Origin of the sequence: Mesorhizobium opportunistum WSM2075 (assembly GCF_000176035.2) — a bacterium.
GTDB classification, from domain to species: domain Bacteria; phylum Pseudomonadota; class Alphaproteobacteria; order Rhizobiales; family Rhizobiaceae; genus Mesorhizobium; species Mesorhizobium opportunistum.
Genome location: NC_015675.1, coordinates 2222512 through 2246423, shown reverse-complemented (window position 1 = coordinate 2246423; position 23912 = coordinate 2222512). Strand labels below are relative to the sequence as shown.

21 protein-coding genes and 1 pseudogene are annotated in these 23912 nt (G+C 61.7%); 12 read left to right on the top strand and 10 right to left on the bottom strand.

The genetic code is table 11. The features are described 5' to 3' along the window. From biuH to MESOP_RS10655, 4 genes are read right to left on the bottom strand one after another with little or no spacing between them, the layout of a single operon-like run. Positions 1 to 696 (bottom strand): biuret amidohydrolase, encoded by a 696-nt coding sequence (gene biuH, locus MESOP_RS10670; protein WP_013893344.1) that lies wholly within the window; start codon positions 694 to 696, stop codon positions 1 to 3. Between the two features lie 16 nt (positions 697 to 712). After that, entirely contained in the window at positions 713 to 1639 is a 927-nt protein-coding gene (locus tag MESOP_RS10665) for an ABC transporter permease (protein WP_013893343.1), read from the bottom strand. Beyond that, positions 1639 to 2757 (bottom strand): ABC transporter permease, encoded by a 1119-nt coding sequence (locus tag MESOP_RS10660; RefSeq protein ID WP_013893342.1) that lies wholly within the window; start codon positions 2755 to 2757, stop codon positions 1639 to 1641. Before MESOP_RS10660 ends, MESOP_RS10665 begins: the two co-directional genes overlap by 1 nt. A gap of 19 nt (positions 2758 to 2776) precedes the next feature. After that, positions 2777 to 3904: a BMP family ABC transporter substrate-binding protein gene (locus tag MESOP_RS10655; protein ID WP_013893341.1), complete on the bottom strand. Its 1128-nt coding sequence runs from the start codon at positions 3902 to 3904 to the stop codon at positions 2777 to 2779. 292 nt (positions 3905 to 4196) lie between these two features. On the opposite strand from MESOP_RS10655, the gene MESOP_RS10650 reads away from it, so the two are divergent. Continuing rightward, complete coding sequence (locus MESOP_RS10650; protein WP_041164072.1) at positions 4197 to 4871, top strand: GntR family transcriptional regulator; 675 nt, start codon at positions 4197 to 4199, stop codon at positions 4869 to 4871. A gap of 84 nt (positions 4872 to 4955) precedes the next feature. On the opposite strand, the gene MESOP_RS10645 is transcribed toward MESOP_RS10650, so the two are convergent. Both MESOP_RS10645 and MESOP_RS10640 read right to left on the bottom strand, forming a co-directional pair. Continuing rightward, positions 4956 to 5168, bottom strand: coding sequence for an alkylphosphonate utilization protein (locus MESOP_RS10645; RefSeq protein WP_013893339.1), 213 nt, complete (start codon positions 5166 to 5168; stop codon positions 4956 to 4958). Continuing rightward, entirely contained in the window at positions 5165 to 5377 is a 213-nt protein-coding gene (locus MESOP_RS10640; protein ID WP_013893338.1) for a hypothetical protein, read from the bottom strand. Before MESOP_RS10640 ends, MESOP_RS10645 begins: the two co-directional genes overlap by 4 nt. Positions 5378 to 5503: 126 nt before the next feature. On the opposite strand from MESOP_RS10640, the pseudogene MESOP_RS10635 reads away from it, so the two are divergent. The 10 genes and pseudogenes from MESOP_RS10635 to MESOP_RS10595 form a co-directional block, all read left to right on the top strand. Then, positions 5504 to 6250: pseudogene (locus tag MESOP_RS10635) on the top strand (YoaK family protein); the annotation flags it as partial. Positions 6251 to 6451: 201 nt separating this feature from the next. Next, positions 6452 to 6766 (top strand): helix-turn-helix domain-containing protein, encoded by a 315-nt coding sequence (locus tag MESOP_RS10630; protein WP_013893336.1) that lies wholly within the window; start codon positions 6452 to 6454, stop codon positions 6764 to 6766. Continuing rightward, positions 6763 to 8784, top strand: coding sequence for a hydrogenase 4 subunit B (gene hyfB, locus MESOP_RS10625; protein WP_013893335.1), 2022 nt, complete (start codon positions 6763 to 6765; stop codon positions 8782 to 8784). Before MESOP_RS10630 ends, hyfB begins: the two co-directional genes overlap by 4 nt. Beyond that, a complete protein-coding gene (locus tag MESOP_RS10620; protein WP_041164071.1) occupies positions 8775 to 9731 on the top strand; it encodes a respiratory chain complex I subunit 1 family protein in 957 nt (318 codons plus the stop codon). Before hyfB ends, MESOP_RS10620 begins: the two co-directional genes overlap by 10 nt. Further along, a complete protein-coding gene (locus tag MESOP_RS10615; RefSeq protein WP_013893333.1) occupies positions 9731 to 10393 on the top strand; it encodes a hydrogenase-4 component E in 663 nt (220 codons plus the stop codon). The genes MESOP_RS10620 and MESOP_RS10615 overlap by 1 nt, the downstream gene beginning before the upstream one ends. Then, positions 10390 to 11841, top strand: coding sequence for a hydrogenase 4 subunit F (locus MESOP_RS10610; protein ID WP_013893332.1), 1452 nt, complete (start codon positions 10390 to 10392; stop codon positions 11839 to 11841). Before MESOP_RS10615 ends, MESOP_RS10610 begins: the two co-directional genes overlap by 4 nt. Before the next feature lie 18 nt (positions 11842 to 11859). Then, positions 11860 to 13377 carry a hydrogenase large subunit gene (locus tag MESOP_RS10605; RefSeq protein ID WP_013893331.1) on the top strand — a complete coding sequence of 506 codons (1518 nt, stop codon included), beginning with the start codon at positions 11860 to 11862 and terminating at the stop codon, positions 13375 to 13377. A 12-nt stretch (positions 13378 to 13389) separates the two neighbouring features. Further along, positions 13390 to 13929 carry an NADH-quinone oxidoreductase subunit B family protein gene (locus MESOP_RS10600; RefSeq protein WP_013893330.1) on the top strand — a complete coding sequence of 180 codons (540 nt, stop codon included), beginning with the start codon at positions 13390 to 13392 and terminating at the stop codon, positions 13927 to 13929. A gap of 111 nt (positions 13930 to 14040) precedes the next feature. Continuing rightward, positions 14041 to 14457: a hypothetical protein gene (locus tag MESOP_RS34980; protein ID WP_150111186.1), complete on the top strand. Its 417-nt coding sequence runs from the start codon at positions 14041 to 14043 to the stop codon at positions 14455 to 14457. 300 nt (positions 14458 to 14757) lie between these two features. Then, positions 14758 to 15444: a Crp/Fnr family transcriptional regulator gene (locus tag MESOP_RS10595; RefSeq protein WP_013893329.1), complete on the top strand. Its 687-nt coding sequence runs from the start codon at positions 14758 to 14760 to the stop codon at positions 15442 to 15444. 28 nt (positions 15445 to 15472) lie between these two features. Here MESOP_RS10595 and MESOP_RS10590 read toward each other — a convergent pair whose 3' ends face one another. The 4 genes from MESOP_RS10590 to MESOP_RS35560 form a co-directional block, all read right to left on the bottom strand. Next, on the bottom strand, positions 15473 to 19708 hold the full coding sequence (locus tag MESOP_RS10590; protein ID WP_013893328.1) for a cytochrome P450: 4236 nt from the start codon (positions 19706 to 19708) through the stop codon (positions 15473 to 15475). Positions 19709 to 19825: 117 nt separating this feature from the next. Continuing rightward, complete coding sequence (locus MESOP_RS10585) at positions 19826 to 21607, bottom strand: adenylate/guanylate cyclase domain-containing protein (RefSeq protein ID WP_013893327.1); 1782 nt, start codon at positions 21605 to 21607, stop codon at positions 19826 to 19828. Positions 21608 to 21946: 339 nt separating this feature from the next. Further along, entirely contained in the window at positions 21947 to 22279 is a 333-nt protein-coding gene (locus tag MESOP_RS36120) for an ArsR/SmtB family transcription factor (RefSeq protein ID WP_425339705.1), read from the bottom strand. 245 nt (positions 22280 to 22524) lie between these two features. Continuing rightward, positions 22525 to 23142, bottom strand: coding sequence for a hypothetical protein (locus MESOP_RS35560; protein ID WP_167313546.1), 618 nt, complete (start codon positions 23140 to 23142; stop codon positions 22525 to 22527). A gap of 148 nt (positions 23143 to 23290) precedes the next feature. On the opposite strand from MESOP_RS35560, the gene MESOP_RS10570 reads away from it, so the two are divergent. After that, positions 23291 to 23845, top strand: a complete 555-nt coding sequence (locus MESOP_RS10570) for a transglutaminase-like cysteine peptidase (RefSeq protein WP_013893324.1) — start codon at positions 23291 to 23293, stop codon at positions 23843 to 23845. Positions 23846 to 23912: the final 67 nt, after the last annotated feature.

Genomic DNA, 23912 nt, shown 5'->3' with positions numbered 1-23912 from the left:
TCACGGTAGCTGGGCGACGAGCGAGGCTGCGCTCGACACCACGCCGAAGACGCCGCCCTGCATCTTGATCATCTTGATGGCGGCCAGATGATTGCCGTAGTCGGTGGCGCCGCAGCAATCCTCCAGCATGACGCATTCGAAGCCGCGGTCGTTGGCCTCGCGCATGGTGGTGTGGACGCAGACATCGGTGGTGATGCCGGTGAGTACGATGTTGTCGATGCCGCGCTGGTTGAGGATGAGTTCCAGGTCGGTGGCGCAGAACGAGCCCTTGCCCGGCTTGTCGATGATCGGCTCGCCCTCGGCCGGATAGAGGTCGGGGATGATGTCCCAGCCCGGCTCGCCGCGCACCAGGATGCGCCCGCAGGGGCCGGGATCGCCGATGCCGGCATTGATGCGGCGCGAGCGCCAGCGCTTGTTGGCCGGCAGGTCGGCGAGGTCGGGCCGGTGGCCCTCGCGAGTGTGGATGATGGTGTAGCCCTTCTCGCGCATCGCCGACAGCACCGACCTGATCGGCTCGATCGGGGCGCGGACCAGCGACAGGTCGTAACCCATGTGGTCGACATAGCCACCCGGCCCGCAGAAATCGGTCTGCATGTCGATGATGATCAGCGCCGTGTTGTCGGGCCTGAGATCGCCATTGTAGGGCCATGGATAGGGATCGGCCTCGATGTAGCGCTGCCCGGTTCTGGCGTTCATGGCAAAACCTCCGGTCTCATTTGGTGATCGACAGTTCGCCCGGCGCGCCGGCGAGCGACCGGCTCGGCGACGAGGTGGCGATCATGATGACGAGGGTGAGGATGTAAGGGGCGGCGTAGAAGAGATAGTAGCCTTGCGTGACGCCGACCGACTGCAGCGCCGGCCCGAGCGCGCCGGCGCCACCGAACAGAAGCGCTGCGGCAAAGCAGCCGAGCGGGTTCCAGCGCGCGAAGATGACCAGCGCCACCGCCATCAGCCCTTGCCCCGAGGAGATGCCTTCGGTCCAGCTGCCGGGATAGTAGAGCGACAGATAGGCGCCGCCGATCCCTGCCAGCGCGCCGCCGACGCCGGTGGCGGCGAGCCGCACCGTATTCGGATTGAGGCCCATGGCGCGCGCGGCGTCGGAACTGTCGCCGACGACGCGCAGGATCAGGCCGGCGCGGGTGTTGCGGAAGGCCCACCACAGGAACACCGCCAGTGCGGCGCCGGTCAGGAACAGCACGTTGACGTCAAGCGCCGCCTGCACCTGCGGAATGTCGGACCAGGCGCCCAAGGGAATGGCCGGCAGGTCGGGCGCCGAAGGCTGGATGAAGGGCTTGCCGAAGAAGAAGGCCAGACCCGAACCGAACAGCATCAGGGCGATGCCGATGGCGATGTCGTTGACCTTCGGGAATTTGCAGATCCAGCCGTGGAACAGGCCGAAGCAGAGGCCGGCGAAGGCGGCGGCGACGAGGCCGAGCCAGGGCGAGCCTGTCTTCACCGCCACCGCGTAGGCGCTCATGGCGCCGAACACCAGCGTGCCTTCGAGACCAAGGTTGATGCGGCCGGAGCGTTCGGTGATGGCTTCGCCGAGCGAGACGAAGATGAAGGGGGTAGAAACGCGGATGGCGCCGCCGAGTATGGCGAGCGGAACGCCCCAGAGGCCGATCCCGGAGTCGTCCATCAGCTGCTCCTTTGCCAGAGATCGGGGTTGAAGGCCTTGAAGCGGCCGTAGAGGGTCTCGCTGAACAGGATGACGATGAACAGCATGCCCTGGAGCACCAGAACGGTGGCGTCGGGAAGGTCCATGCGGCGCTGGATCAGTCCGCCGGACGCATCGATGCCGCCGAGCAGGAAAGCGACCGGTATGATGGCCAGCGGATTATGGCGGGCAAGGAAGGCGACGAGAATGCCGGTATAGCCATAGCCGGCGGCGAGCGAGGCGTTGGCGCTGCCCTGCACAGCCGCGACCTCCAGCATGCCGGCGAGACCTGCGAAGGCGCCGGCCAGCCCGGTGAAGCCGACGATCAGCGAGCCGACGGCAAGCCCCTGCACCTGGGCCGCCCGCACATTGCCGCCGGCGATGCGTGCGGCAAAGCCCCAGCGGGTCTTTTCGATTAACATCCAGGACAGCACGCAGGCGACGACGCCGACGGCAAGGCCCCAATGCACCTCCATGCCGGGCATGTTGCCGATGCGGTAGATGTCGGCCAGCGGCTGGGTCGAGGGCTTGTTGAGCGAGGCTGGATCGCGCAGCGGCCCTTCAACCAGCTGGTTCATCAGGGCAATCGCGATATAGGCCATCAGCAGGCTGGAAATGGTCTCGTTGACGGCGCGGTAATGGCGGAGCGCGCCGACGGCACCTATCCAGATGCCGCCGGCGGCCATGCCCGCCACGCCCATGACGAGAATGACAATGAGGGAGGGAGCGCCGCTGAGCATGGTGCCAGCTGCCGCGGCGGCGACGCCGCCGAGCACGATGGCGCCCTCGCCACCGATGACGACCAGCCCGAGCCGGGCCGGCAGCGCCACGCAGAGCGCCGCCAGCAATAGCGGTGCGGCGCGCGACAGGGAGTTCTGGACCGAGAACCACGAGCCGAAGCCGCCGCGCCACATCGTTTCATAGAGCTGGACCGGCGACTTGCCGACAGCCAGGATGAACAGGCTGAACAGCACCATGCCGACGACCAGTGCCGCGAGCGGAATGACGAAGGCTTCCGCCCGCCTGGCGGTCCATTCGAGCGCCGCCGGATAACCCCTGGCCCCGAACGTCGCCGGCGCGCCTGCCACCGTGTCTGTCATGTTGCCGTCTCCATGCGATTCAGGCGGTCGAGCCGACGACACCATCGACGAGATAGTCCATGCTTTCGAGCTCGATGGCGGTCTCGGCGAAGGCCTGGCCTTCGGTCGCCACGACGACGCCCTTGTTGCTCTTCAGCGGGCCCTTGATGACGGAGAAGCCGCCCTTCATCATTTCGGCCAGCGTGGCGTCGAACTGCTTGCGCGCCGGCTCGGAGACGGCGGGACCGAGCGGGCTCATCTTGACGAACCCGTCGGCCAGTCCGCCGCGGGTGAAATTGGGCAGCGGCTTGCCGGCGATGAGGTCGTCGACGAACATCTTGTAGACCTTGGCCCAGTTCCATTCGGCGCCGGTGAGGTACTTCTCGGGTGCCAGCGGGCTCTGGTTCGCGTGGTAGCCGCAGACGAAGGCGCCGCGGCCGGCGGCCGTCTCGACCACGACCTTGGGGCTGTCGACATGGCAGGTGATGACGTCAATGCCCTGGTCGACCAGTGCGTTGGTGGCCTCGGCCTCCTTGACCGCCAGCGACCACTCGCCGGTGAAGATCACCTGGCAGGTGATCGTCGGGTCGACCGAGCGCGCGCCGAGCAGGAAGGAGTTGATGTTGAGAAGCACCTGCGGGATCGGCTTGGCGGCGACGAACCCAAGCTTCTTCGACTTTGAGGTGTGGCCGGCGACGACGCCGTTAAGGTACTGGCCCATGCCGATATAGCCGAAATAGGAACCGGCGTTCATCGGATGCTTGTCCTTGTTCCACATGCCGCCGCAGTGGCGGAACTGCACGTCAGGGAATTTCGTGCACATGGCCAGCATGTGGGGGTCGAAATAGCCGAAGGAGGTCGGGAAAATCAGCGAGGCGCCGTCGAGATTGATCATCGATTCCATCGTCTTCTGGACGTCGACCGTCTCGGGGACGTTCTCCTCCTCGACGACGGTGATGCCTTCGATGCCCTTCAGCGCCGCCGCACCCTCGGCATGCGCCTGGTTGTAGCCGTAGTCGTCCTTCGGCCCCACATAGATGAAGCCGACAGTGGCGGCGGCGGCAAAGGCCCTGCTGATCGGAAAGGATGCCGAGGCCAGGCCGAGCGCGGCTCCGGCGGCGGAGGTCTTGAGCAGTTCGCGGCGGTTAAGCGTGAATCTCGCGGTCATATTGAATGCTCCCCTGTAGGACCCCTTTTTCGGGTCGGTTAACATGCCATCAAGAAAGTGCATGCAATCACTGTGCCAGTTTGTTTGGCGAAATTTATTGAACAAAATCAACTACCGCTTCAAAAGCGACTGCTCATGTAGCAGGCAATTGCATGCACTTTTTGCCTTGAAAACAGCCAATTTGACAGGCAGATTAAAATAAAGGCATAGAGAGGTATATTGAGTCGAAGGCGCCGCTTCGACCGACGCCACGAGAAGACGGGACGGAGGAGATTTGTCGGGGAAGCGCAGCTTGATCAGGTCGGGCACGACCGTGGATCAGATGGTGAGGGCGATCGGCGATCGGATCGTCACCGGCTTCCTGCGCCCGGGCGAAAAGCTCGATGAAACCTCGCTCGCCGCCCGCTTCGACGTGTCACGCACTCCGGTTCGGGAGGCGCTCGGGCAGCTCAGCGCCATGGGCTTGGTCGAAAGGCGCCCCAACCGCGGCGCCATCGTCGCCGTGGTGACGCAGGAGCATCTGGCCTCGATGTTCGAGAGCATGGCCGAACTGGAAGCGATCTGCGCGCGCTTCTCGGCCGAGCGCATGACCAGCAGCGAGCGCCGGACGCTCGAGGTCGAGCACCAGGCTTCGGCGCGGATGGTACGACTAGGCGCCGAGGAGGACTACGAGTATTTCAACACCGAGTTCCACAGCCGGCTCTATCGCGGCGCCCACAACGCCCATATCTGCGAAATGACGGTGATGACGCGGAGCCGGCTGGCGCCGTTCCGCCGTGCCCAGTTCATGCTGCCGGGGCGCCTCGCCAAGTCCTGGCAGGAGCACGACGCCATCGTCACCGCGATCATGCGCGGCGATGGCAATGCGGCAGGCCAGGCTGCCAGGGATCACGTTTCCATCGTCAGCGAAGCGAGCGCCGTGTTTGCGGTTGGCGACCAAACAAGGACCGCGCCACAACACCAGTGATGTTTTTCCGAGAAGGGTGCCTGATTGCGGTTTCGGTGCTCTGGATTGCACTCCAGGCAACATCCCATCGAAGCTGTCGCTCTCCTACGCCTTCTTTAGGAATTCCGTTCGCAGAACCAGATTTTTGACCTTTTCGGCTCGACATTCAACCTCATCTTCGTTGCCCGTGAGGTGGATGTTCTTGATCAATGTTCCGCGTTTCAGAGTGACGGACGTGCCCTTGACTTTGAGATCCTTGATGAGCGTGACGGAATCTCCGTCACTCAAAGGGGTGCCATTGCTGTCTTTGACTTTCATGATTTCGCTTCCTGCCGTTGTGCATTCAGCCCGTTGAGGAGATCGGCGAGTTCCTCGGCATCGTGCTGGTTCATTCCGACAATGGTTCGGCTGCCCATCTCGGCAGGCCGCCCGGTAAGGGCATCGTCGACGGTCCAGGTGCCGGCCGGCTCCCGGCAAAGTTTGTAGCGTTGAATCATGCCGGCATGATAATCGCGCCAGTTTGCCATGCCAAGGGCGGGTCAATATTTTTCGGTTTGTATTGATGTTTTGAACATCAATGATACCATCCAGATTATCATTTTTCATACTCAGACACTGACGCCTCGATTCCGCATGGGAGGCAAGGTTCGCTCATGATCGTGTATCTGCGCCGGTTGACCGGAAAGGAGCGAAGCGAAAGAACCGACCGGCACCTCGCTCGCTTTCTGACGTTCATCGCAGGAGCCGCCAATACCGGCGGCTTTCTGGCAGTTCAGCAGTATACGTCCCACATGTCAGGCATCGTTTCCTCGATGGCTGATCATCTGGCACTCGGCAATGTCGAACTGGTGCTTTCGGGATTGGGAGCCTTCCTGTCGTTTGTTGCCGGGGCCGCCTGTTCGGCCGTCTTGGTCAACTGGGGAAGGCGGCAGGGCCTGCAGAGCGAATACGCGTTCCCGCTTGTCCTGGAAGCGATCCTGCTGATCTGTTTCGGTCTGCTCGGCAGCCATCTTGCACGTCACGAAGCGCTGTTCGTGCCGATGACCGTGATGCTGCTTTGCTTCATCATGGGGTTGCAGAACGCCATCATCACCAAGCTGTCGGAAGCCAGAATCCGGACGACGCATGTCACCGGCCTGGTGACCGACATGGGCATCGAAATCGGCAAGCTGCTTTATTGGAACATCTCGGGAAATGACTCCGACGGACTGTTCGTCAAGGCGGATCGAAGGAAGCTGAGACTGCTCGCGTCGCTTGTAGCATTGTTCTTTATCGGCGGCGTCATCGGCGCAGTGGGTTTCAAGCACGTCGGCTTTGCCGCAACGCTGTTTCTCGCAGCCATTCTCCTCGTTCTGGCCACCATGCCAGTCCTGGAGGATGTCTCCGTTCGCGTGAGACGGCTCCTGCAGTAGCTCGGCAGTCCTGCCTCAGGACCACGGCAAGACTAAGCCTTGTGCCGCCCGTCGTGAGCGCAGGGATACCTCCACCATTGCAGCTCGCCTCGCAGATGCGTCACGCATCATTATTTGAATGCTCCCCATTTTAATATATGCTCCAACGCCCAGAGATAATACCTCAAAGCTGACAAAGGGGGTGCGACCGTGATAACTGCTCCACAGTTGCGTGCCGCGAGGGCGCTCCTTGGTATCGACCAGCGCAGGCTTGCCGAATTGTCTGGCCTTTCCGTGCCGACAATTCAACGCATGGAGGCCAGCGAGTCGATTATCCGGGGCAACGTCGATTCCCTCATGAAGTTGATCGGAGCACTTGACCTCGCCGGCGTCGAATTGATCGCCGATGGCGCCTCAAGCCAGATCGGCGGGCGCGGCGTGCGGCTGAAGGCAGACTTTGATCCTGCCAAGGTTCTTGGCCGGGCAGATGCGGATGCCAAATTCCCTGTGAGGAGCGTGGCGTGATTCCGGGGGCCGCGGTCCTTCTGTGGAGCGTTGCCGCGCTCCTGGGGACCGCGGTGCTTGCGGTTTCGGAAAGCCGCAGGGCGGGACCGGCAACACGCCTGATCTACAGCTTGACGCTGGGCATATCGGCGGCCGTGCTCCTGGTTCTCGCGAGCCGCATCGCCGATGATCCCGTCACCCCGTCGACCGCCGTTTTGCCGCTTGGATTGCCATGGATCGGCGCGCATTTCCGTCTGGATGCGCTCTCGACTTTCTTCCTCGTCATCGTCAACTTCGGCGGTGCCATGGCCAGTCTTTACGGCCTCGGCTACGGCAGGCACGAGTCTGCGCCCCATCGGGTGCTGCCGTTCTTCCCGGCCTTCCTCGCCGGAATGAATCTTGTCGTGCTCGCGGACGATGCCTTCACTTTCCTGCTTTCCTGGGAATTCATGTCGCTCGCTTCCTGGGCGCTCGTCATGGCGCATCATCGCGACCAGGACAATGCGCGGGCGGGCTACATCTATCTCGTGATGGCGAGCTTCGGCACGCTCGCGCTGCTGCTTGCGTTCGGCCTGTTGGCTGGCCCGGACGGAAACTACACGTTCGAGGCGATGCGTGCCGCCTCATCCACCCCGCTGGTCACTGCTTTCGTTCTGGCTCTCATGCTGTTGGGCGCCGGCTCCAAGGCTGGACTTGTTCCGCTCCACGTTTGGCTGCCGCTCGCTCACCCGGCCGCGCCAAGCCACGTCTCGGCTCTCATGAGCGGCGTCATGACCAAAGTCGCCGTCTATGGCTTCATTCGCGTTATTTTCGATCTTCTCGGTGAGCCACCCTGGTGGTCGGGCGTCGTCGTCCTTTTCTTCGGCGGCCTGACGGCGGTTCTCGGCATCCTCTACGCGCTGATGGAAAAGGACCTGAAGCGGCTTCTTGCCTACAGCACCATCGAAAACGTCGGCGTCATCTTCGTGAGCCTTGGCCTCGCGCTGGCCTTCAAAGCGAACGCCATGCCATCGGCTGCCGCGCTGGCGCTCACCGCCGCGCTGTTCCACGTCCTCAACCATTCCTTTTTCAAGAGCCTGCTGTTTTTCGGTGCGGGCGCGGTGCTGACGGCAACTGGCGAGCGGGACATGGAGAAGCTGGGCGGCCTCATCTCTCGCATGCCCCTCACAAGTTTTGCCTTTCTGGTCGGCTGCGTGGCGATCTCGGCCCTTCCACCCTTCAACGGGTTCGTCTCGGAATGGCTGGCCTTTCAGGCGATATTGCAAAGCCCCGATCTGCCGCAATGGGGCTTGAAGGTCATGGTGCCCGCCGTTGGCGGTCTGCTGGCGCTGTCAGCGGCACTGGCCTCAGCCTGCTTCGTAAAGGCATTCGGGATCACATTCCTCGGCCGGCCACGCTCGGCCGCGGTGGAACTGGCGCACGAGGTCGACCGCTACTCGCTGGCGGCAATGTTCATTCTCGCCGCACTTTGTCTGTTTGCCGGCATTCTGCCGGGTCTTGTCATAGACGGCCTATCCTCGGTGACACTACCGCTGATCGGCAGCCGGATGCCTGTGCAGATGGCGCAACCTTGGCTGTCGATCGTGCCGATTGCAGCGAGCCGCAGTTCCTACAACGGCCTGCTGGTATTCCTGTTCATCGTCTTTTCCGCATCCGCGGCGGTATATGCAATCCACCGTTTCGCGTCGCATGCACTGCGTCGAGGTCCAGCCTGGGGTTGTGGCTTCCCGGACGTCATCCCCAGCTCGCAGTACACGGCCGTCAGCTTCGCGCAGCCTATCCGTCGCGTGTTCGGCACGTTCGTATTCCGTGCAAGGGAATCGGTCGAAATGGTTGCGCCTGGCGAAACCGGGCCGGCGCGTTTGCATGTCGAAATGCATGATGTGATCTGGGAGACGCTCTATCAGCCGATCGCCAGGGCCGTCGATTTTGCGACCGACCGCCTCAACCATCTGCAGTTCCTGACGATCCGGCGCTACCTGACCCTGGTTTTCCTCTTTCTCATTGTCCTGCTGCTGGTGCTCGCACTATGGCCATGATCCTTGAGTTGGCCGTTCAAGGCGCGCAGATGGCGCTGGTGCTTTTGCTGGCGCCGCTCCTGACTGGCTTCGTGCGCAAGGTGAAGGCACGACTCCTGCGCCGCCAGGGCCCTTCCCTGGTCCAACCCTACCGCGACCTGCTGCGGCTGATGCGCAAGGAAGTCGTTCTGGCGGACAACGCGTCCTGGCTGTTTCGCGTGACACCCTATTTGATCTTTGCCGCCACCTGGGTCGCCGCCGCACTCATCCCGACATTCGCTACCGGCCTCACCTTCAGTTGGGCCGCCGATCTGATAGCCATCGTCGCACTGCTTGGAAGCGCTCGGTTCTTCCTGGCGCTGGCGGGGATGGACGTCGGCACGAGCTTTGGCGGCATAGGTTCGAGCCGCGAGGTCATGATCGCTTCGCTGGCCGAACCAGCCATGCTGCTGATCGTATTCAGCCTGGCGCTCGTTGCCGGAGCGACGCAGTTGTCCACGGTCGCCGCCTTCATGGGCTCGCCGCAGGTTGGGCTGCGGGTATCGCTCGGCATGTCGCTCATTGCTCTCGTGATGGTGGCGGTCGCCGAAAACGCGCGCATTCCGGTGGACAATCCAGCGACCCATCTGGAACTCACCATGGTCCACGAGGCGATGGTGCTGGAATATTCCGGTCGCCATCTGGCGATGATCGAGTTTGCCGCGTTCCTCAAGCTCCTGCTCTATATGTCGCTGATTTCCTGCGTCTTCCTGCCTTGGGGAGCGGCGACAACCGGCGCAGGACTGCAATCCCTTGCCGCGGGTGTCGTCGCCTATATCGGCAAACTTGCCGTCTGCGGCGTGCTGCTCGCCGTGTTCGAGACGGCCATCGCAAAGATGCGCGTCTTCCGTGTCCCGGATTTCCTAGGCGCGGCGCTGATGCTTGCCTTGCTCGCCACGCTCCTCCGGTTTGTCTCCCGGAGCCTGTGATGAACGGTCTCACCTTCGATATCGCTCACCTGCTCGCCGGCAGCCTGGTGCTGGTCAGCTTCATGATGCTCTACCAGGACCGTCTCTTTGCGCTGATCAATGTTTTTGCGCTTCATGCAATCGTGCTCGCAATGTCCGTGGCTTGGCAGGCCTACATCCAGGACGCCCATCATCTCTACGTCACAGCGGCAATCGCGCTTATCTTCAAGGCGATCGTCATTCCCATCGGGCTTCATCGCATCATTCAGCGGCTCGGCATCCATCGCGATATCGAGACGGCCGTCGGGATCGGTCCGACCATGCTTGCCGGAATAGGTCTGGTGGCCCTGTCCATGGTCCTGATGCTGCGGGTAACACCCGAAGCCGACCCCCTCGCCCGTGAGGATCTGGCCTTCGCGCTGTCCATCATTTTGCTGGGACTGCTGGTGATGGTCACCCGCCGGAATGCCGTCAGCCAGGTTGTCGGATTCATGTCGCTCGAGAACGGCCTGGTCCTTGCCGCCACCGGGGCAAAGGGCATGCCGCTGGTCGTCGAGATCAGCGTCGCCTTCTCGATCCTTATCGCCTTCATCGTCATCGGGGTCTTCCTGTTCCGCATCCGCGAGCGGTTCGACTCGGTGGATATCGGTGCCCTCGACGATTACAGGGGAGAACACCGTTGATCGCGTTTTCCCTCGATGCGGTCGCCGCCATTTTGCTGATACCGGTCATCTCGGCCGCGCTTCTGGCGGTGCTGCCGAACTACCGGATATCGGCAGGCCTCAATGTCGCCGCCAGCTTGCTGACCTTGCTCGCTGCGGTCTCGCTGTTCGTCACGGATCGGCTGCAGCCAGATCAATACCTGCTCGTAGACGATCTCAATGTCGTTTTCATCGTGCTCAACACATTCGTCGGTTTCACGACCAGCGTCTTCAGCGCCTCCTATATAGCGCATGAGCTGGATACCGGGCGACTGACCGCGGCCAATCTGCGATTCTACCACGCGATGTACCAGATCATGATGTTCGGCATGAACCTGGCGTTCGTGTCGAACAACATCGGCTTGATGTGGGTAGCGGTGGAGCTTGCCACGCTGACCACCGTGCTCATGGTCGGCATCTATCGCACGCACGAAGCGCTGGAGGCTGCCTGGAAATATTTCATTCTGGGCAGCGTCGGCATCGCGCTCGCGCTGTTTGGCACCATCCTCGTCTACATGGCCGCACAGCCGGTCGTTGGCGAGGGCACGAATGCCATGGTCTGGACGGTGCTCATCGCTCACGCCGCGCGCTTCGATCCGGCTCTGCTCAATGTCGCCTTCGTCTTCCTGCTGCTCGGCTACGGGACGAAGGTCGGCCTTGCGCCCTTGCATGCCTGGCTGCCAGACGCGCATGCCGAGGGTCCTACGCCGATCTCCGCGGTGCTGTCGGGCTTGCTGTTAAACGTCGCCCTCTATGCCGTGCTGCGCTTCAAGCTGTTGCTCGCGGCAAGCCCTGAAGCGATCGCGCCTGGGCCACTGATGATCACGATGGGGCTGACGTCGCTTGTTTTCGCGGCCTTCATGCTCTATCGCCGCCGCGACATAAAACGCCTGTTCGCGTACTCCTCGATCGAGCACATGGGCATCATCGTGTTCGCCTTCGGCATGGGCGGCCCGCTCGCCAATTTTGCCGGACTGCTGCATATGGTCATGCATAGCCTGACCAAGTCGGCGATCTTTTTCACGGTCGGCCACATTGCCCAAGTCAAGGGGACACAGAACATCGCCGAGATCCGGGGGCTGACGGAGACACATCCGGCGCTTGGCTGGGCGCTCGTCATCGGCGTCGTTGCCATTGCCGGCCTCCCTCCGCTCGGCATCTTCATGAGCGAATTCCTGGTCGTGAGTTCGACATTTGCAAGACACCCCCTGCTGGCGATGCCGTTGGTGTTCGGGATCCTGCTCGCTTTCGGAGCCCTGCTGCTTCGACTAACCGGCGTCGCTTTCGGCGAACCGCGCGGCAGCACCGCACCCGCCGAGGCGTCCTACATTCCGATGTATTCCCATTTGGCGTTGGTGTTTGCCGCCGGCATCTACCTGCCGCCACCGCTGGTCACCTGGTTCCAGCATGTCGCAAGCCTCCTGGGGTGAGCGGAGGAGAGAAAGAGCATGCCCGCGCTGATCGACCTCATCCTTGCTGGCCAACGTGTCGAAAATCATTTCCCATGGTCGCGCGCCGTGGTGACTCCGAAAAAATGGGACTTTGCGATCGAGCAATTGGCCGAGGGCCACTGGAGCCTGCTCGGCCTATGGGGTGAGCCAGGCGCCGTCCACATGGCACTTCATGACGAAAATGCCGGGGACATCGGCGTTGTCAGCCTGGAATGCCCGAATGGCCGCTACCCATCCGTCGGTCGGCTGCATCCGCCCGCGTTGCGGCTCGAACGCGCGGCCGCTGACCTGTTCGGGCTCCTGCCGCAAGGCGCGCCTGATACGCGACGGTGGCTCGATCATGGCTATTGGGGTGTCAGCCATCCGTTGAGTACCCGCGCCCGGACGCCGGCTGCGACAGCCTCCCCCTACCCTTTCCTGTCGGCCGAGGGAGAGAGCCTGCACCAGATACCGGTCGGGCCTGTGCATGCCGGCATCATCGAGCCGGGGCATTTTCGATTTACAGCGAGTGGCGAAACCGTCGTCCGGCTGGAGGAGCGCCTCGGATACGCACACAAAGGCATAGAAGGCTTGATGGCGGGGTCCGATATCGATCACGCAGCCAAACTGGCGGGCAGAACCTCTGGCGACAGTACCGTGGCATACTCCCTCGCCTTCGCGCGCGCGGTCGAAGCGGCGCTGGGTGTCGAGGTTCCCCCACGCGCGATCTGGCTGCGAGCGCTCATGGCCGAGCTGGAGCGTCTGGCCAACCATCTGGGCGACATCGGCGCTATCTGCAATGATGCCGCCTTCGCGCTCATGCATGCCCACTGTGGGGTGCTGCGTGAGCGCGTATTGCGGGCAAGCGATGCTGCCTTCGGCCATCGTCTGATGCGCGACCGCATCGTGCCGGGAGGCGTGGCAACCAACCTGAGCGATGACGGGACAACAGCGGTTTGGTCCCTGATCGCAGAGATCCGGCAGCGGTTTCCCGCACTGGTCGATCTCTACGACAACACCGCGTCGCTGCAGGATCGGACAGTCGCAACCGGCCGGCTGAAGGTGGAACTTGCTCGACAATATCGGGCCGGAGGGTATGTCGGCCGGGCCTCCGGTCGGGATTTCGATGCGCGGCGAAGTCTCGCCTACCCTCCCTATGACACGCTCAACTTCGATGTCCCTCTCCTCCAGGAAGGCGACGTGAACGCCCGTGTCTGGATTCGCATCCGCGAGGTCGAACAGAGCTTGTCCCTGGTCGAGCAGATCCTGCGACAACTGCCGGATGGACCGATCCGCGTCGACGTCTCACGGACAGGCGGGCCGCATGAAGGCATGGCGCTGGTCGAAGGTTTCCGGGGCGACATTCTGGCCTGGCTGCGCATCGGCAAAACTGGCCTCATCGAGCGTTGTCACCTGCGCGATCCGTCTTGGTTTCAATGGCCGCTGCTTGAAGCCGCTATCGAAGGAAACATCGTTGCCGACTTTCCGCTGTGCAACAAATCGTTCAACTGCTCTTATTCGGGCCATGATCTCTGAAGGCACGCTGTCATGCGCAAGCTTCTTTTTGAAAGCCTGATACGCCGCCCTCTTACCGAGCGTCCGCCGTTGGCAAGCGGCACGGCGGTCGACGAACTCGCACGCGCGCTCGATGGGGCCGCTCGCAAACGATTGGGGCGAAGCCTGTCTATCCGGGCGGTCGATGCCGGTTCCTGCAACGGCTGCGAACTCGAAATGCACGCGCTGAACAACGCCTTCCATGACATCGAGCGTTTTGGAATCCGGTTCGTCGCCTCGCCGCGCCATGCCGATGTGCTGCTCGTTACCGGACCGGTCACAAAAAACATGCGAGAGGCATTGAAGCGGACCTACGACGCAACACCCAACCCAAAGTGGGTGGTCGCACTTGGAGATTGCGCAGGCAATGGCGGCTGTTTTGCCGGCAGCTATGCCGTGATGCGCGGAGTGTCGGAGGCCTTGCCTGTCGATCTGCACATTCCAGGTTGTCCGCCACCGCCAATTGAAATTTTGAAAGGCCTGCTCACTTTGCTTGAGGGGGTGAATTCGAAGACTGGTGCCGTCCGAAGCTGACACCGCGCCAGCAGTGCCGTTGGCCGCCCGGCGATTTCAACTTCGATCCCGCCGATCCACGATGGATCTCGAAACACGGCAACGGTTTCGATCGAGCGTTTTCGAGCTTCTGTGACCACCTTCACAGACCGCCAGGAGATTTCCGGACAGAAGTGTGACCCAGCGGAACTGGCCACCTTCGATCGGCCTTCCGCCAATTTAGAATTTGTTTCCAACCTGGGGCGAACAGATGCGGATCTCGTTTGCGTGCGGCTCGTTTCTCGCCGCGGCTTTTACGTCCGCCGATGGCAACGACGGATACCTACGTCCTTGCCACGACCATCTTCGACGCTGCCGTCGACACCGAATTGGAGCTTTGCCCAATGCAAGGCACTGGCCCACGGCCGTGCCGAGATCGTCGTTCGGATCGCACGCGACGATCTCGGCGGTTTGAACAAGGCGGTCGGCACGGATATGCCGGGCGCACTGCCGTCTGCACGTTTATCGGTGTACCTCCAGCCGTGCGTGCAGACGGCCCTCTACAAATAGTGCTGGTCGGGAGATCAATCTGTCGAGCGGCAAAACATGCGCTTTGGAGATCGTGACTGCCGCATCCTTCGTGTCAGTCAAAGAGTCGAGAAAGAGATCATTCGCGGGCTGGGTTTCTCGTACAGCCACTGGTTGAGCTGTTCGGCCGCGATTCAGAAAGGGCGCTGGGGCGAGAGGGGATCGGGCTTTCCGGTCCCCTTTCTGCTGCCAGAAGGGGCAAGCACCAAAATGACATTTGCTTTGATCGATCACCCGGTTGTCATACAATCAGTCCGGTCAAGACAACACCGGGAAGCCTTCATGCCAGCCGCCAGTGCGAACGCCAGACAGGATCTGCCGCACCTGGCGCGCATCGACCCGAGCCAGTTCGACCTCCTTTTCAGCGGCTGCAAGCTCGAACGCTATGCCGCCGGCCAGCATCTGTTCCTCCAGGAAGACGCTGCCGACCGCATCTTCGGAGTGATGAGCGGCACAGTGGAGATCTCGATCTATTCACCGGATGGCCAGAAGCTGGTCGCCAATATCGAGTTGTCGCGCAGCTTGGTCGGAGAAATCGGCGCGCTCGATGGGCGCCCGCGCACGGCCACGGCGATATGCCTCACAGCATGCGAGCTGGTTTCGCTCAGCCGGACACATCTGTTTGATCGAATTGAGAAAAACCCATCCCTGGCGCGTGCCATGATCGAATTGTTATGTGCAAGGCTGCGCTGGGTCAGCGGCGAGCTCGGTGACCAGGCCTTTTTCGGTATCGAGGCGAGGCTGGCAAAACGACTGGTCTTTCTGGAGGGTGTCATGGCCGACGGCGCGGGCTGGATATCGATCTCACAATCCGAACTGGGTGAATTCCTTGGCGTCACCAGAGAGTCGATCAACAAGACACTCAACGATTGGCGCAACCGGCGGGTCATCGCCATCAGGCGCGGCGGCCTGCGCATATCGGACGCTGGCGCGCTTCGTCGCATTGCCGAGTCGCAAGACGACTACTGACGGCGCCCACAATTGAAGTGCCGGGAGATCAGAGCCGCGAAATCAGAAACCGCAATGCCGACCTGCTCGGCATGAAGAAATAGCCGCCTCCACGGGTGGTCACGAATTGCGGGATACCTTTCAGCACTGTGACCTTTTCCCAGGATGGTATGGTGAACCTGCCATTGCCGTCGCGCGAGCCGATCGTCGGATCCTTTTCGGCCACAAGCCCCTGGAATGAGGTCGATGATACCCAGGTCTGCTGGATGAATTCGTACTGCCGCTCGATATCCGCGTTGAGGCACATGAAGAGCAGTCCTTTTTCGACCTTGCCCCCCTTCTTGTCCTGTTTTTCGTAGCTGCGACCGACCCGGATGATCCGATGGCGCTTGCCGATCCTGATTTGCGTTTCACGGTCCTCACCCAGCGAATCGCGGGGATTCGACCGCCGGACGTGAGCACCCAGCGGGCAGCGGTGCCCTTGGGGATCCTCGGTGCCGAAAGCAAAGTCATTATCGGCACCGCGCCCCGGCCGGCCGTCGGGATTGCGCACCAGCGAGCTGCCATCGGGCCAGCGGCCAAGCATCTTTGCGGCAACCCAACGCGGGGTAATGGCCGGGTCGTCGGTCTCGCTGGCCGCTTGTACCGCCGCCGCCTTGCAGTACGCGTTGAAAGTGTCGACGTGCTGCTCGAACTGGCGCATGACGAGGAAGGTGCCGTTGCGGCCGAAGTCGCGGCGCGGCGGCGGCAGGCCTGGTATCTGCCGGTTGCGGCGCACCGCCGAGAGGATACCGGTCCGGTCGAGCGACGCCTCGACAGAGGGCGATGACGGATAGAAACCGTGCTCGTCGCGATAGCCGAACAGAAACTCGCCGGGCGCGACAAGGTGCATGGGTGCCGCGCCAACGTTGGCGCGGGCGGTTCCCCTGACGATCGGCTGTGAGACGCCGTCGACGAAGCCAAAGTGCTCGACGGCGCGCTTGCCGTCGCGCTTGGTCGCGAGCGGCAGCTCCGAGACGAGGTCCATCCCCGCTGCCGTCAGCTTTGCCTTTGCGGTGCCGACCTCGACCTTCAATCGCTCCGGACTTTCCGCATAGCAGACGACCACCGCGTCAACCGGCTTTTGCGGCGAACCCCATTGCCACTTCTGAGGCACGCTTTCGCCGAGATCGTCGAGGATGCGGCTGCGCTCGGGATTGCCCATGCCATGGCGAAAGGCGACGGGGAATGTGTCGAGCGGATTGTCATCGACGCTGCCGTCCAGCCCGAGACGACGAAGGCCGTCGGGACCGAACGCAACGCTCATCGCCCGCCCCGCCGGCACGCCGTCGCCGAAGCTGGTCTGCTCGACAATGAATTCCAGCCAGGCCCTGCGCCTGCCCCTGGAAAGGTTTTCTGGTATGGCGATCGCCAGCATATGGGCATGCCCCAACGATCCGAACGGACCGAAGAACAAGGACTGGATCTCACCGGTCTCCAATTGTTCGACCGGCAGCGGGTCGGGCGCTGCTGGTCCGGCGTCCGCCTTCCTGGCCTGCGGGCGCGGCAGGGAGCCGAACAGGCTCAGCCAGTCGCGCGCCTCACTGCCCGTCGCGGTGGCGATGCCGTGCCTGATCCTGGAATTGGCGCGAATGCGCAACGTGTTGAGAGCAGGATAGGCCGAATACCAGAACAGGGTGGGCACCTGCTGGCGGCGCGCCCAGCGTTTGAAACGGTCGCCGTCGCGGGCGCCATCGAGGAAAAGCCAGCGTGTGCGAGGATAACCCTCGGTGTTGCTCCATACGCCCGTCAGGCCGGCGGCGGCCTTGGCGATGAAATCCTCGAGATAGCTTTCCCAGCTGCCGCCATAATTGGAGAAGAACATCAGCCTGTTGGTGCCGGGCAACAGCACCCATCGGGCAAAATGGATGGTGTTGATGGTGGCAAGGAACCCCGGCCTGAAGACCTTCTGCGCCGAGATCGAGATCAGGTAGAACGACAATCTGAGCGCCAGCCTCCGCAATATGCCGACCTTCATCGTCGAGATCGCCGTCAGATGGTTCTGGGCTTGCCCGGGCTGGTCTTCGCGGACCAGAATCTTGTCGAGATCGCCGAGGTCGACCGGCGTGCTGTGCGGGACATCGATGTCTTCGAGGCGCCGTAGGGCGAGAAAGCACAGGCCAAGGATCACCGCTGCCAGCGCCAGGATTCCAAGCACGGCCAATAGAAGCGCAGTGCCGGCGATGGCAATGGTGCCTAATGTGAGGCCGGGCGGATCGCCGAACACCAGCACATAGGTCATCCACCAGAAGGCGAGCACCAGCAGGGCGACAGCGGCCAGCACGGCCGGCGCCAGCAGCGTGGTTGTTATGGCCTGCCACCATTTTCCGGGGGGCCGTTCGAGCAAGCTTTCGGCAGGCCCGAATGCCCAGTCGAATTTTTCTAGGGACCGAACATGCCGACGGGCTTCGTCAAGCGCGGCCGCCGCTCCGCCCTTGGTGGCGCACGGCTGTTCGACCAGCAGGCGAACTGCATCGGCAAGTTCGGCTTCCGCCAGGATGCGCTGCACCGAATGGCCCGGTGTACCGGAAAAAACCAGTCCGGCGTTGCTGCCGAAAGATGGTGAAATCTCGACATTGTGCTTGCGCAGGAATGCGTCCAAGACGAGGCCGTCAGGCAGGTCGCAGACGTCCTTCAGGATTGGCCGCAGCCTGTCCCCGATGGCATGCGCAACAGCATTGATGACATCCTCAGTGCTGCCGTCGCCAGATACCTCCAGGACAAGCGCTCCTTTCTCATCGGCGGGGGCATTGCCCACCTCGCCGGTTGGAACAACAGCCAGGCTGGCGAAATGGATGATGCCGGTGGCATTGAGCGCGGCACGGATCTCGTCGCTGGCAGGGTTGCCGAACCCGGCGACCTCTTCGCGGATGGCGTCCAGCGACGCAGGCCGGGTGATCGGGCATACCACCGTCGCCATCGAATGGATGACCGTGCGGCAAAGAGCGGGCCGCTCGAAATCGACCTTCAGGCTGTCTGGATAGGCGCCGATATGCGTCATCCTGCCAGCCTTGCCGCGCGCGCGGCGGACATTGTTCTTCTGGAACAGGGCGCGAAGGCTTTCGCCAATCTGGATCCTGGCGATTTCGGCGCCGATGCATTGATGAATGCCGTAGCCGAAGACCAGGTAATCGCGATGCGGGCGCGACGTGTCAAAGTGATTGGGGCTTTGCACGGCCTCGGGATCGAACATCGCCGACAGCGTTGCGGGCATGACCACAGTTCCGGCCTTCACAAGGCGCTCGCGGCGCGTGCCCATGGCGATGGTTGCGTCGCGCGCGGTGTAACGCCAGGGACCAATCCAGATAGGCTTGAAGCGCATGGCTTCCAAAATGGCCCTGTCCAGGCTGCCTGTGTCGTTCTTGGCCAAGGCTGCATCGATAGCCTGCCGCGCATCGGCGCGGGACAGGATCACGTCGAGGCAGTTGCCGCCGGCGAGCACATTGGTCGGGACAAAGCCGGCGATCATGCCAAGCATGATCGAATGAATGTCGGGAAGCGAAAGGCGATCCTGATCCAGCAGATCGACCAGCCTTGCCAGGGGCAGCCGATCCTTGGCCCCCTTCCTCTCACGGATCGCATCGATGGAGCGGTCGATCACCCTGATCAGCCGGTCGCCGGCCACCACCGCGAGCTGGCGCGTGGTGGGGCTTGCCGTCGGGTCCGAAAAAAACAGCGCACTCAACGCAATGGCCCAATCGGCAAACTCGGATTCATCATCGATCTCGAGGCCGAAGTAATCGCGGCAGATGCGCACCGGAACGATCTTTATCAGATCCGTTATCGCGTCGAAGCCGGGACTTGCCCGCATCATTATTTCTTGTGAATGCCTCGCGGCGATCGGCCTGACTAGGGCCTCGACTTCTCCCGGTGGGAAAGCGCCCAGCACCGACGATTTCATGCGCCGGTAATCGGCGCCGTCCTGCATGCCGAGAATGAAGTTCGATCCGCGTGCCAGTTCGGCCATTTCCGGCCCGTAAGGCGTCTCGAATTCGTCGCCGCGCTCCAATATCTCACGGACGTCCGCATTCCTGGTTACGAGCAGGAAGTTGCCGATGGCGAGATTGGGCCAGAACCTGCGTAGCAGCGCCAGCATCCAGCGCGGATCATTGAAGAGAACGCCGATGATGCGCGACACGATGCCCTTGGAGCGGAGTCGCTCCAGATCGAATGGCGGCATTTCGGCTAGTGGGCGCTGGTTTTCTTGTCCGGCCCGGACGGCGTCGAAATACTTTAAACGGATCATGCGCGTTCAAGCCCCCCGGCTGTCCACGTCATTGCGATGCCGGCTAACCCATGGCTAGGTTTGCAGCCTTCTCGCGTATGTGAATACTTTCACAGTTGTCGGCATTCGGCACCTCAATTAATCATCGCTCGCGGCGGATTTGAAATTGGCGATGAGAAATTCGTTTGCCGCTTTGTCCACGAACGGTATCCAGCGCACCCTTTGCTCCGAAAAATCCGGATGTCGCGTCATAAGTATAGCCAGCTCCCGCATGGCCTCTTGCTTGCGCCCGCTCCTCGCCAGGGCGCCGATCTTCAGAAACCGGGAATAGAAATAGCCGGGTGACAGATCGAGCGAGCGGTCCGCGGTGGAGATCGCCGATGGCCAGTCCTCTAGGAAACTGTAAGCTGCCGCCAATTCCCCCAGATTGTGGAACCGGTAGAGGTCAAACGGGCTCAGCCGCTCCGTCTCGACGAAGAACGGTATTGCACCGGCGGCATCGCCCAGCAGCAGGCGCGCACTGCCCATAGCCGAGTGCGCAAAAGCGAAGCTTGGATTGATGTGAAGCGCTTCCTCGAGATGATCGACCGCCGATGCGGGCCGCCCTCTCATGATGTCCATGACGCCGAGATGAGCGTGCGGGCGGGCATCCAGGCTGTCCATGAGCAAGGCTTTGCGTGAATATTGCTTGACCTTGTCCAGATCGTCGCTGTCGCCGAACCGCAGCCAGGCTCGCCAGAAATACCACCATGCCAGTTCGTTCAGCACCGCACTCGAATTCGGATCTTCCCGGTAAGCCTTTTCGAAAAACTCCAGCGCGATTTCCGTGTCGCCGCGTGTGCGCCGATTCATATGCCAGCGTCCACGCCGCACCAATTGCCACGTTTCCAGACTTTCCCACGGCACCTGGAAGGTCCGCGCCTGTTCGGCCCTGTCGACCTCCTTGTCGAGGATCGAGACGATCTCCGCGCCGATCTCGTCGCGCAGATTGAAGATGTCGGCCAGCGCGCGATCGAAGCGTTGCGACCATACCAATCGGCCGTTTGACACGTCGGCAAGCGAGGTTGTCAGACGAATCCGCTCATCGTTGCGCATCAGCGTGCCGCTGACGATGTAGCGTGCACCAAGGGCATTGCCGATAACGCGCGTTCCCAAGGTGTCGTCGCGAAACTGGAAGCTCGAGTTCTTGGCAATCACCGAGAGCCATCTTCTGTTGGAAAGCCCGTAAATGATGTCTTCGGCTATGCCGTCGGCCATATAGCCGACGTCGCGCTCGCCTCCATCGCTTTGGAACGGCAGCACGGCGATCGCGGGTGGACCTTTGAGCGACACGTTCTGCCGACCATTGACGGATGGGATTGCCGCCATCAGCGCTGGTGGCGGTGAAAGGTTGCCGCCGCGCCTCGCAATCAAAACGCGCACCGGCAGCGCGATATTCTTCAGCATGAGTTCGCCGAGGTCGGTGAATTCAGCCGCTGTCTTGTCCTTCACGTGGTGCCAGGTGGTTTCCGACACGGCGAGACCATCGTGGGGCGCGAATTCCTGGATTCTGGCTGCGATGTTGACGTCGTCGCCGTAAAGCCGGCCTTCACGGACGATGACATCGCCCGTGTTGATGCCGGCGCGAAACGGCATGCGCATGGGTTCGTCCAGCGATGAATTGAGCGTGACAATTCGATCCTGAAAATCGAACGCCGCGCGCAGCGCCTCGATCGGATTGCCGAATTCGGCCATGACGCTGTCGCCAGCATCGCCGAAGGTGCGGCCGCCGAAGGTGCTGCAGCTCTCGGCGATGATGTCGCGTCGTTCCTCGAAGGCAGCGACAGCCGATTCATCGTCAAGACCCATCAACCGTGAAAATCCAACGGCATCGATGGAGACGATCGTCGCCAGCTGACGGGTGTAATTCCGTTCAGCCATGTTTGAGTCCCGATTCCTTCTGGTCCTGCTGCAGCACAGGCGACCACCCGCTCCTGAACCTTCGTCGCGTTGCTGTGAGAATCGTCCTGGCAGGTGCGCCCGCGCCGATATCGCCCCGTCCTGTCAGGAACTCTAACAGTGCCGCTGCAAAAGCTCTACCACGATCAACTAATAGATCGTGGGCTTAAGCATCGTTTCCACGCTTGACAGCCGGCAATGACGCGCCAGACGCCATGCCGGGAAGGCCACGCGGCGTTTGAAGACTGGAGACGAAGCGGAACCTGCTGCCTGCGCGAGCTGCCAGGATCTGCAGGATGTCATGGATCCGGACGTCTGGATTTATGTGGCGGGGGGCCTGCGAGGCTTCTCGGCCCGCGAAACTGCAGCCAGGTTCACGGCTAAATCGATTATCTGGGTGATTTTCCGACCGATCCCAAAACTACAGGAATAGTAGACGGTCTGTCGGTGACGCCTGGTGGAAACCAGTTGGTGTTTGCGCAGCTTGCTCAGATGTTGAGAAAGAGCGCTTTTGCTAAGTCCGACCAGCACAGCCAATTCGCCAACCGAAATCTCGCCTTCCGTCAGATGGCCCAGAATCACAAGTCTTCTCTCATTGCCCAAAACCGCCAGAAGTTCGGCCGCTGGCGCCGCATGGTCAGACAAGCTGTCCAGGTTCGGAGAGTTTGCCTGCAGGGTGTTGATAGGCTGCAGTCGCCTGACAGAAAATTCTTTGCGATTGTGTTGCATTAGCCTTGACCCATTGTCCGGCCAAGCGGCAACGCTCGGTGTCAAGGCGCGTCGCTTGGACTCGCTGGAGCGCGACGCGCCTTCCTGAATTTGGAGCGGATCAGTCAGGGGCGAAGCCGGATATCACATGCGCTCCAGCAACATCCGACACCGAGTTGCCGAAGCCTCTGCTAATGGCCGGAGCCGCGCCCGGAATCGCCACCCTTGCCGCCGTTGTCGCCACTCTTGCCGCCGTCGTCACCACTCTTGCCGCCGTTGTCGCCGCTTTTGCCACCGTCGTCGCCGCTCTTGCCGCCGTCGTCACCACTCTTGCCGCCGTTGTCGCCGCTTTTGCCACCGTCGTCGCCGCTCTTGCCGCCGTTGTCGCCGCCCTTGCCGCCGTTGTCGCCGCCCTTGCCGCCGTCATCGCCGCCCTTGCCGCCGTCGTCTCCGCCCTTGCCGCCCGTACCACCGCCACTGGAACCACCTCCATTGCCAGGCCCGTTGCTGTCGCCGATGCGTGAAAGCGTGGTTGCTATGAGCGAGGTGGTGATGGGTGGGCATTGATCGAGTTGATCTGACGAAAGGATGCTTCCGCGATTGATCGCGATACAACACATCGCATAGTTCGCGTCGGTAAGAGGTTGGCATTGGGCTGCCGTCATCCGCGGCCGTATACTATCCTGTGCTGCCGTAGAACTCGTCATACTCGCAGCCAGAACAGCAGATGAGACGAGCAAGGTCGAATAAACCTTTCTCATCAAAGTCATGGATAGCAGCATTTCTTCCTCCAACGCAAAGGTGCGCATGGTCCCAAACCAAGACGCTATCAATTAATTTCTACAATCCGGTAACATATTGTTATGTATGTTTGCCGAGAATACCTTTTTAAGGATTGATTTACCATTTTCTGCGAGGCTTGTTGGCAGCTTGACAGCCAAAAGGAGATGGTACGTGATGCGTTTTGCTACGCTTGTTGCCGTAGCCATGGTGGCAACTGGTTGCAGCGCGACAGCCGGCTCCCATGCGATGATGGTCACAAAGGGGTATGCGTTCCCTCCGCCGGCCGCTCGTGTGTTCTGCGCCAACCAGCCACGACTCTGCAGCACCAGCGGGCGGGTCAAGCTGGTGACGCTGACACCGGCACGCAGAGCCGAACTCGAAGCGGTGAACACCTCCGTCAATCGCCGGATCGAGGAGCGCAGCGATCTCGTCACGGCAGGCAGTGCCGACGATTGGCGTCTACCGACCAAACAGGGTGATTGCGAGGATATTGCGATCCTGAAAAAAAGCGAGCTTTTGAAGCGTGGATGGCCGGCTTCCGCTTTGCTTCTGACGGTCGCTTCGCTTGGCGGCGAGGGTCACACGGTGCTCACGGTTCGAACCGACAAGGGCGACTTGATCCTGGATAACCGTGGCAGTGTCATCCGCGATTGGTCAAACACTTCGTACCGTTATTTTGCCAGACAGTCGCAATCGGCCAACGGGAAGTGGGTACGGATCGGTTCTTGAGCTCCGGTGCAAACCCCCGAGGCATACCGGCGAGAATGCGCGGCTGTTTGGGATAGCGGCCTGCGCA

Bases quoted from the DNA above. Each gene is read 5' to 3' on its own strand.
- biuH (WP_013893344.1), bottom strand. From the start codon at position 696: ATGAACGCCAGAACCGGGCAGCGCTACATCGAGGCCGATCCCTATCCA.
- MESOP_RS10665 (WP_013893343.1), bottom strand. From the start codon at position 1,639: ATGGACGACTCCGGGATCGGCCTCTGGGGCGTTCCGCTCGCCATACTC.
- MESOP_RS10660 (WP_013893342.1), bottom strand. From the start codon at position 2,757: ATGACAGACACGGTGGCAGGCGCGCCGGCGACGTTCGGGGCCAGGGGT.
- MESOP_RS10655 (WP_013893341.1), bottom strand. From the start codon at position 3,904: ATGACCGCGAGATTCACGCTTAACCGCCGCGAACTGCTCAAGACCTCC.
- MESOP_RS10645 (WP_013893339.1), bottom strand. From the start codon at position 5,168: ATGAAAGTCAAAGACAGCAATGGCACCCCTTTGAGTGACGGAGATTCC.
- MESOP_RS10640 (WP_013893338.1), bottom strand. From the start codon at position 5,377: ATGGCAAACTGGCGCGATTATCATGCCGGCATGATTCAACGCTACAAA.
- MESOP_RS10620 (WP_041164071.1), top strand. From the start codon at position 8,775: ATGGCCATGATCCTTGAGTTGGCCGTTCAAGGCGCGCAGATGGCGCTG.
- MESOP_RS10615 (WP_013893333.1), top strand. From the start codon at position 9,731: ATGAACGGTCTCACCTTCGATATCGCTCACCTGCTCGCCGGCAGCCTG.
- MESOP_RS10605 (WP_013893331.1), top strand. From the start codon at position 11,860: ATGCCCGCGCTGATCGACCTCATCCTTGCTGGCCAACGTGTCGAAAAT.
- MESOP_RS10600 (WP_013893330.1), top strand. From the start codon at position 13,390: ATGCGCAAGCTTCTTTTTGAAAGCCTGATACGCCGCCCTCTTACCGAG.
- MESOP_RS10595 (WP_013893329.1), top strand. From the start codon at position 14,758: ATGCCAGCCGCCAGTGCGAACGCCAGACAGGATCTGCCGCACCTGGCG.
- MESOP_RS10590 (WP_013893328.1), bottom strand. From the start codon at position 19,708: ATGATCCGTTTAAAGTATTTCGACGCCGTCCGGGCCGGACAAGAAAAC.
- MESOP_RS10585 (WP_013893327.1), bottom strand. From the start codon at position 21,607: ATGGCTGAACGGAATTACACCCGTCAGCTGGCGACGATCGTCTCCATC.
- MESOP_RS35560 (WP_167313546.1), bottom strand. From the start codon at position 23,142: ATGCGCACCTTTGCGTTGGAGGAAGAAATGCTGCTATCCATGACTTTG.
- MESOP_RS10570 (WP_013893324.1), top strand. From the start codon at position 23,291: ATGCGTTTTGCTACGCTTGTTGCCGTAGCCATGGTGGCAACTGGTTGC.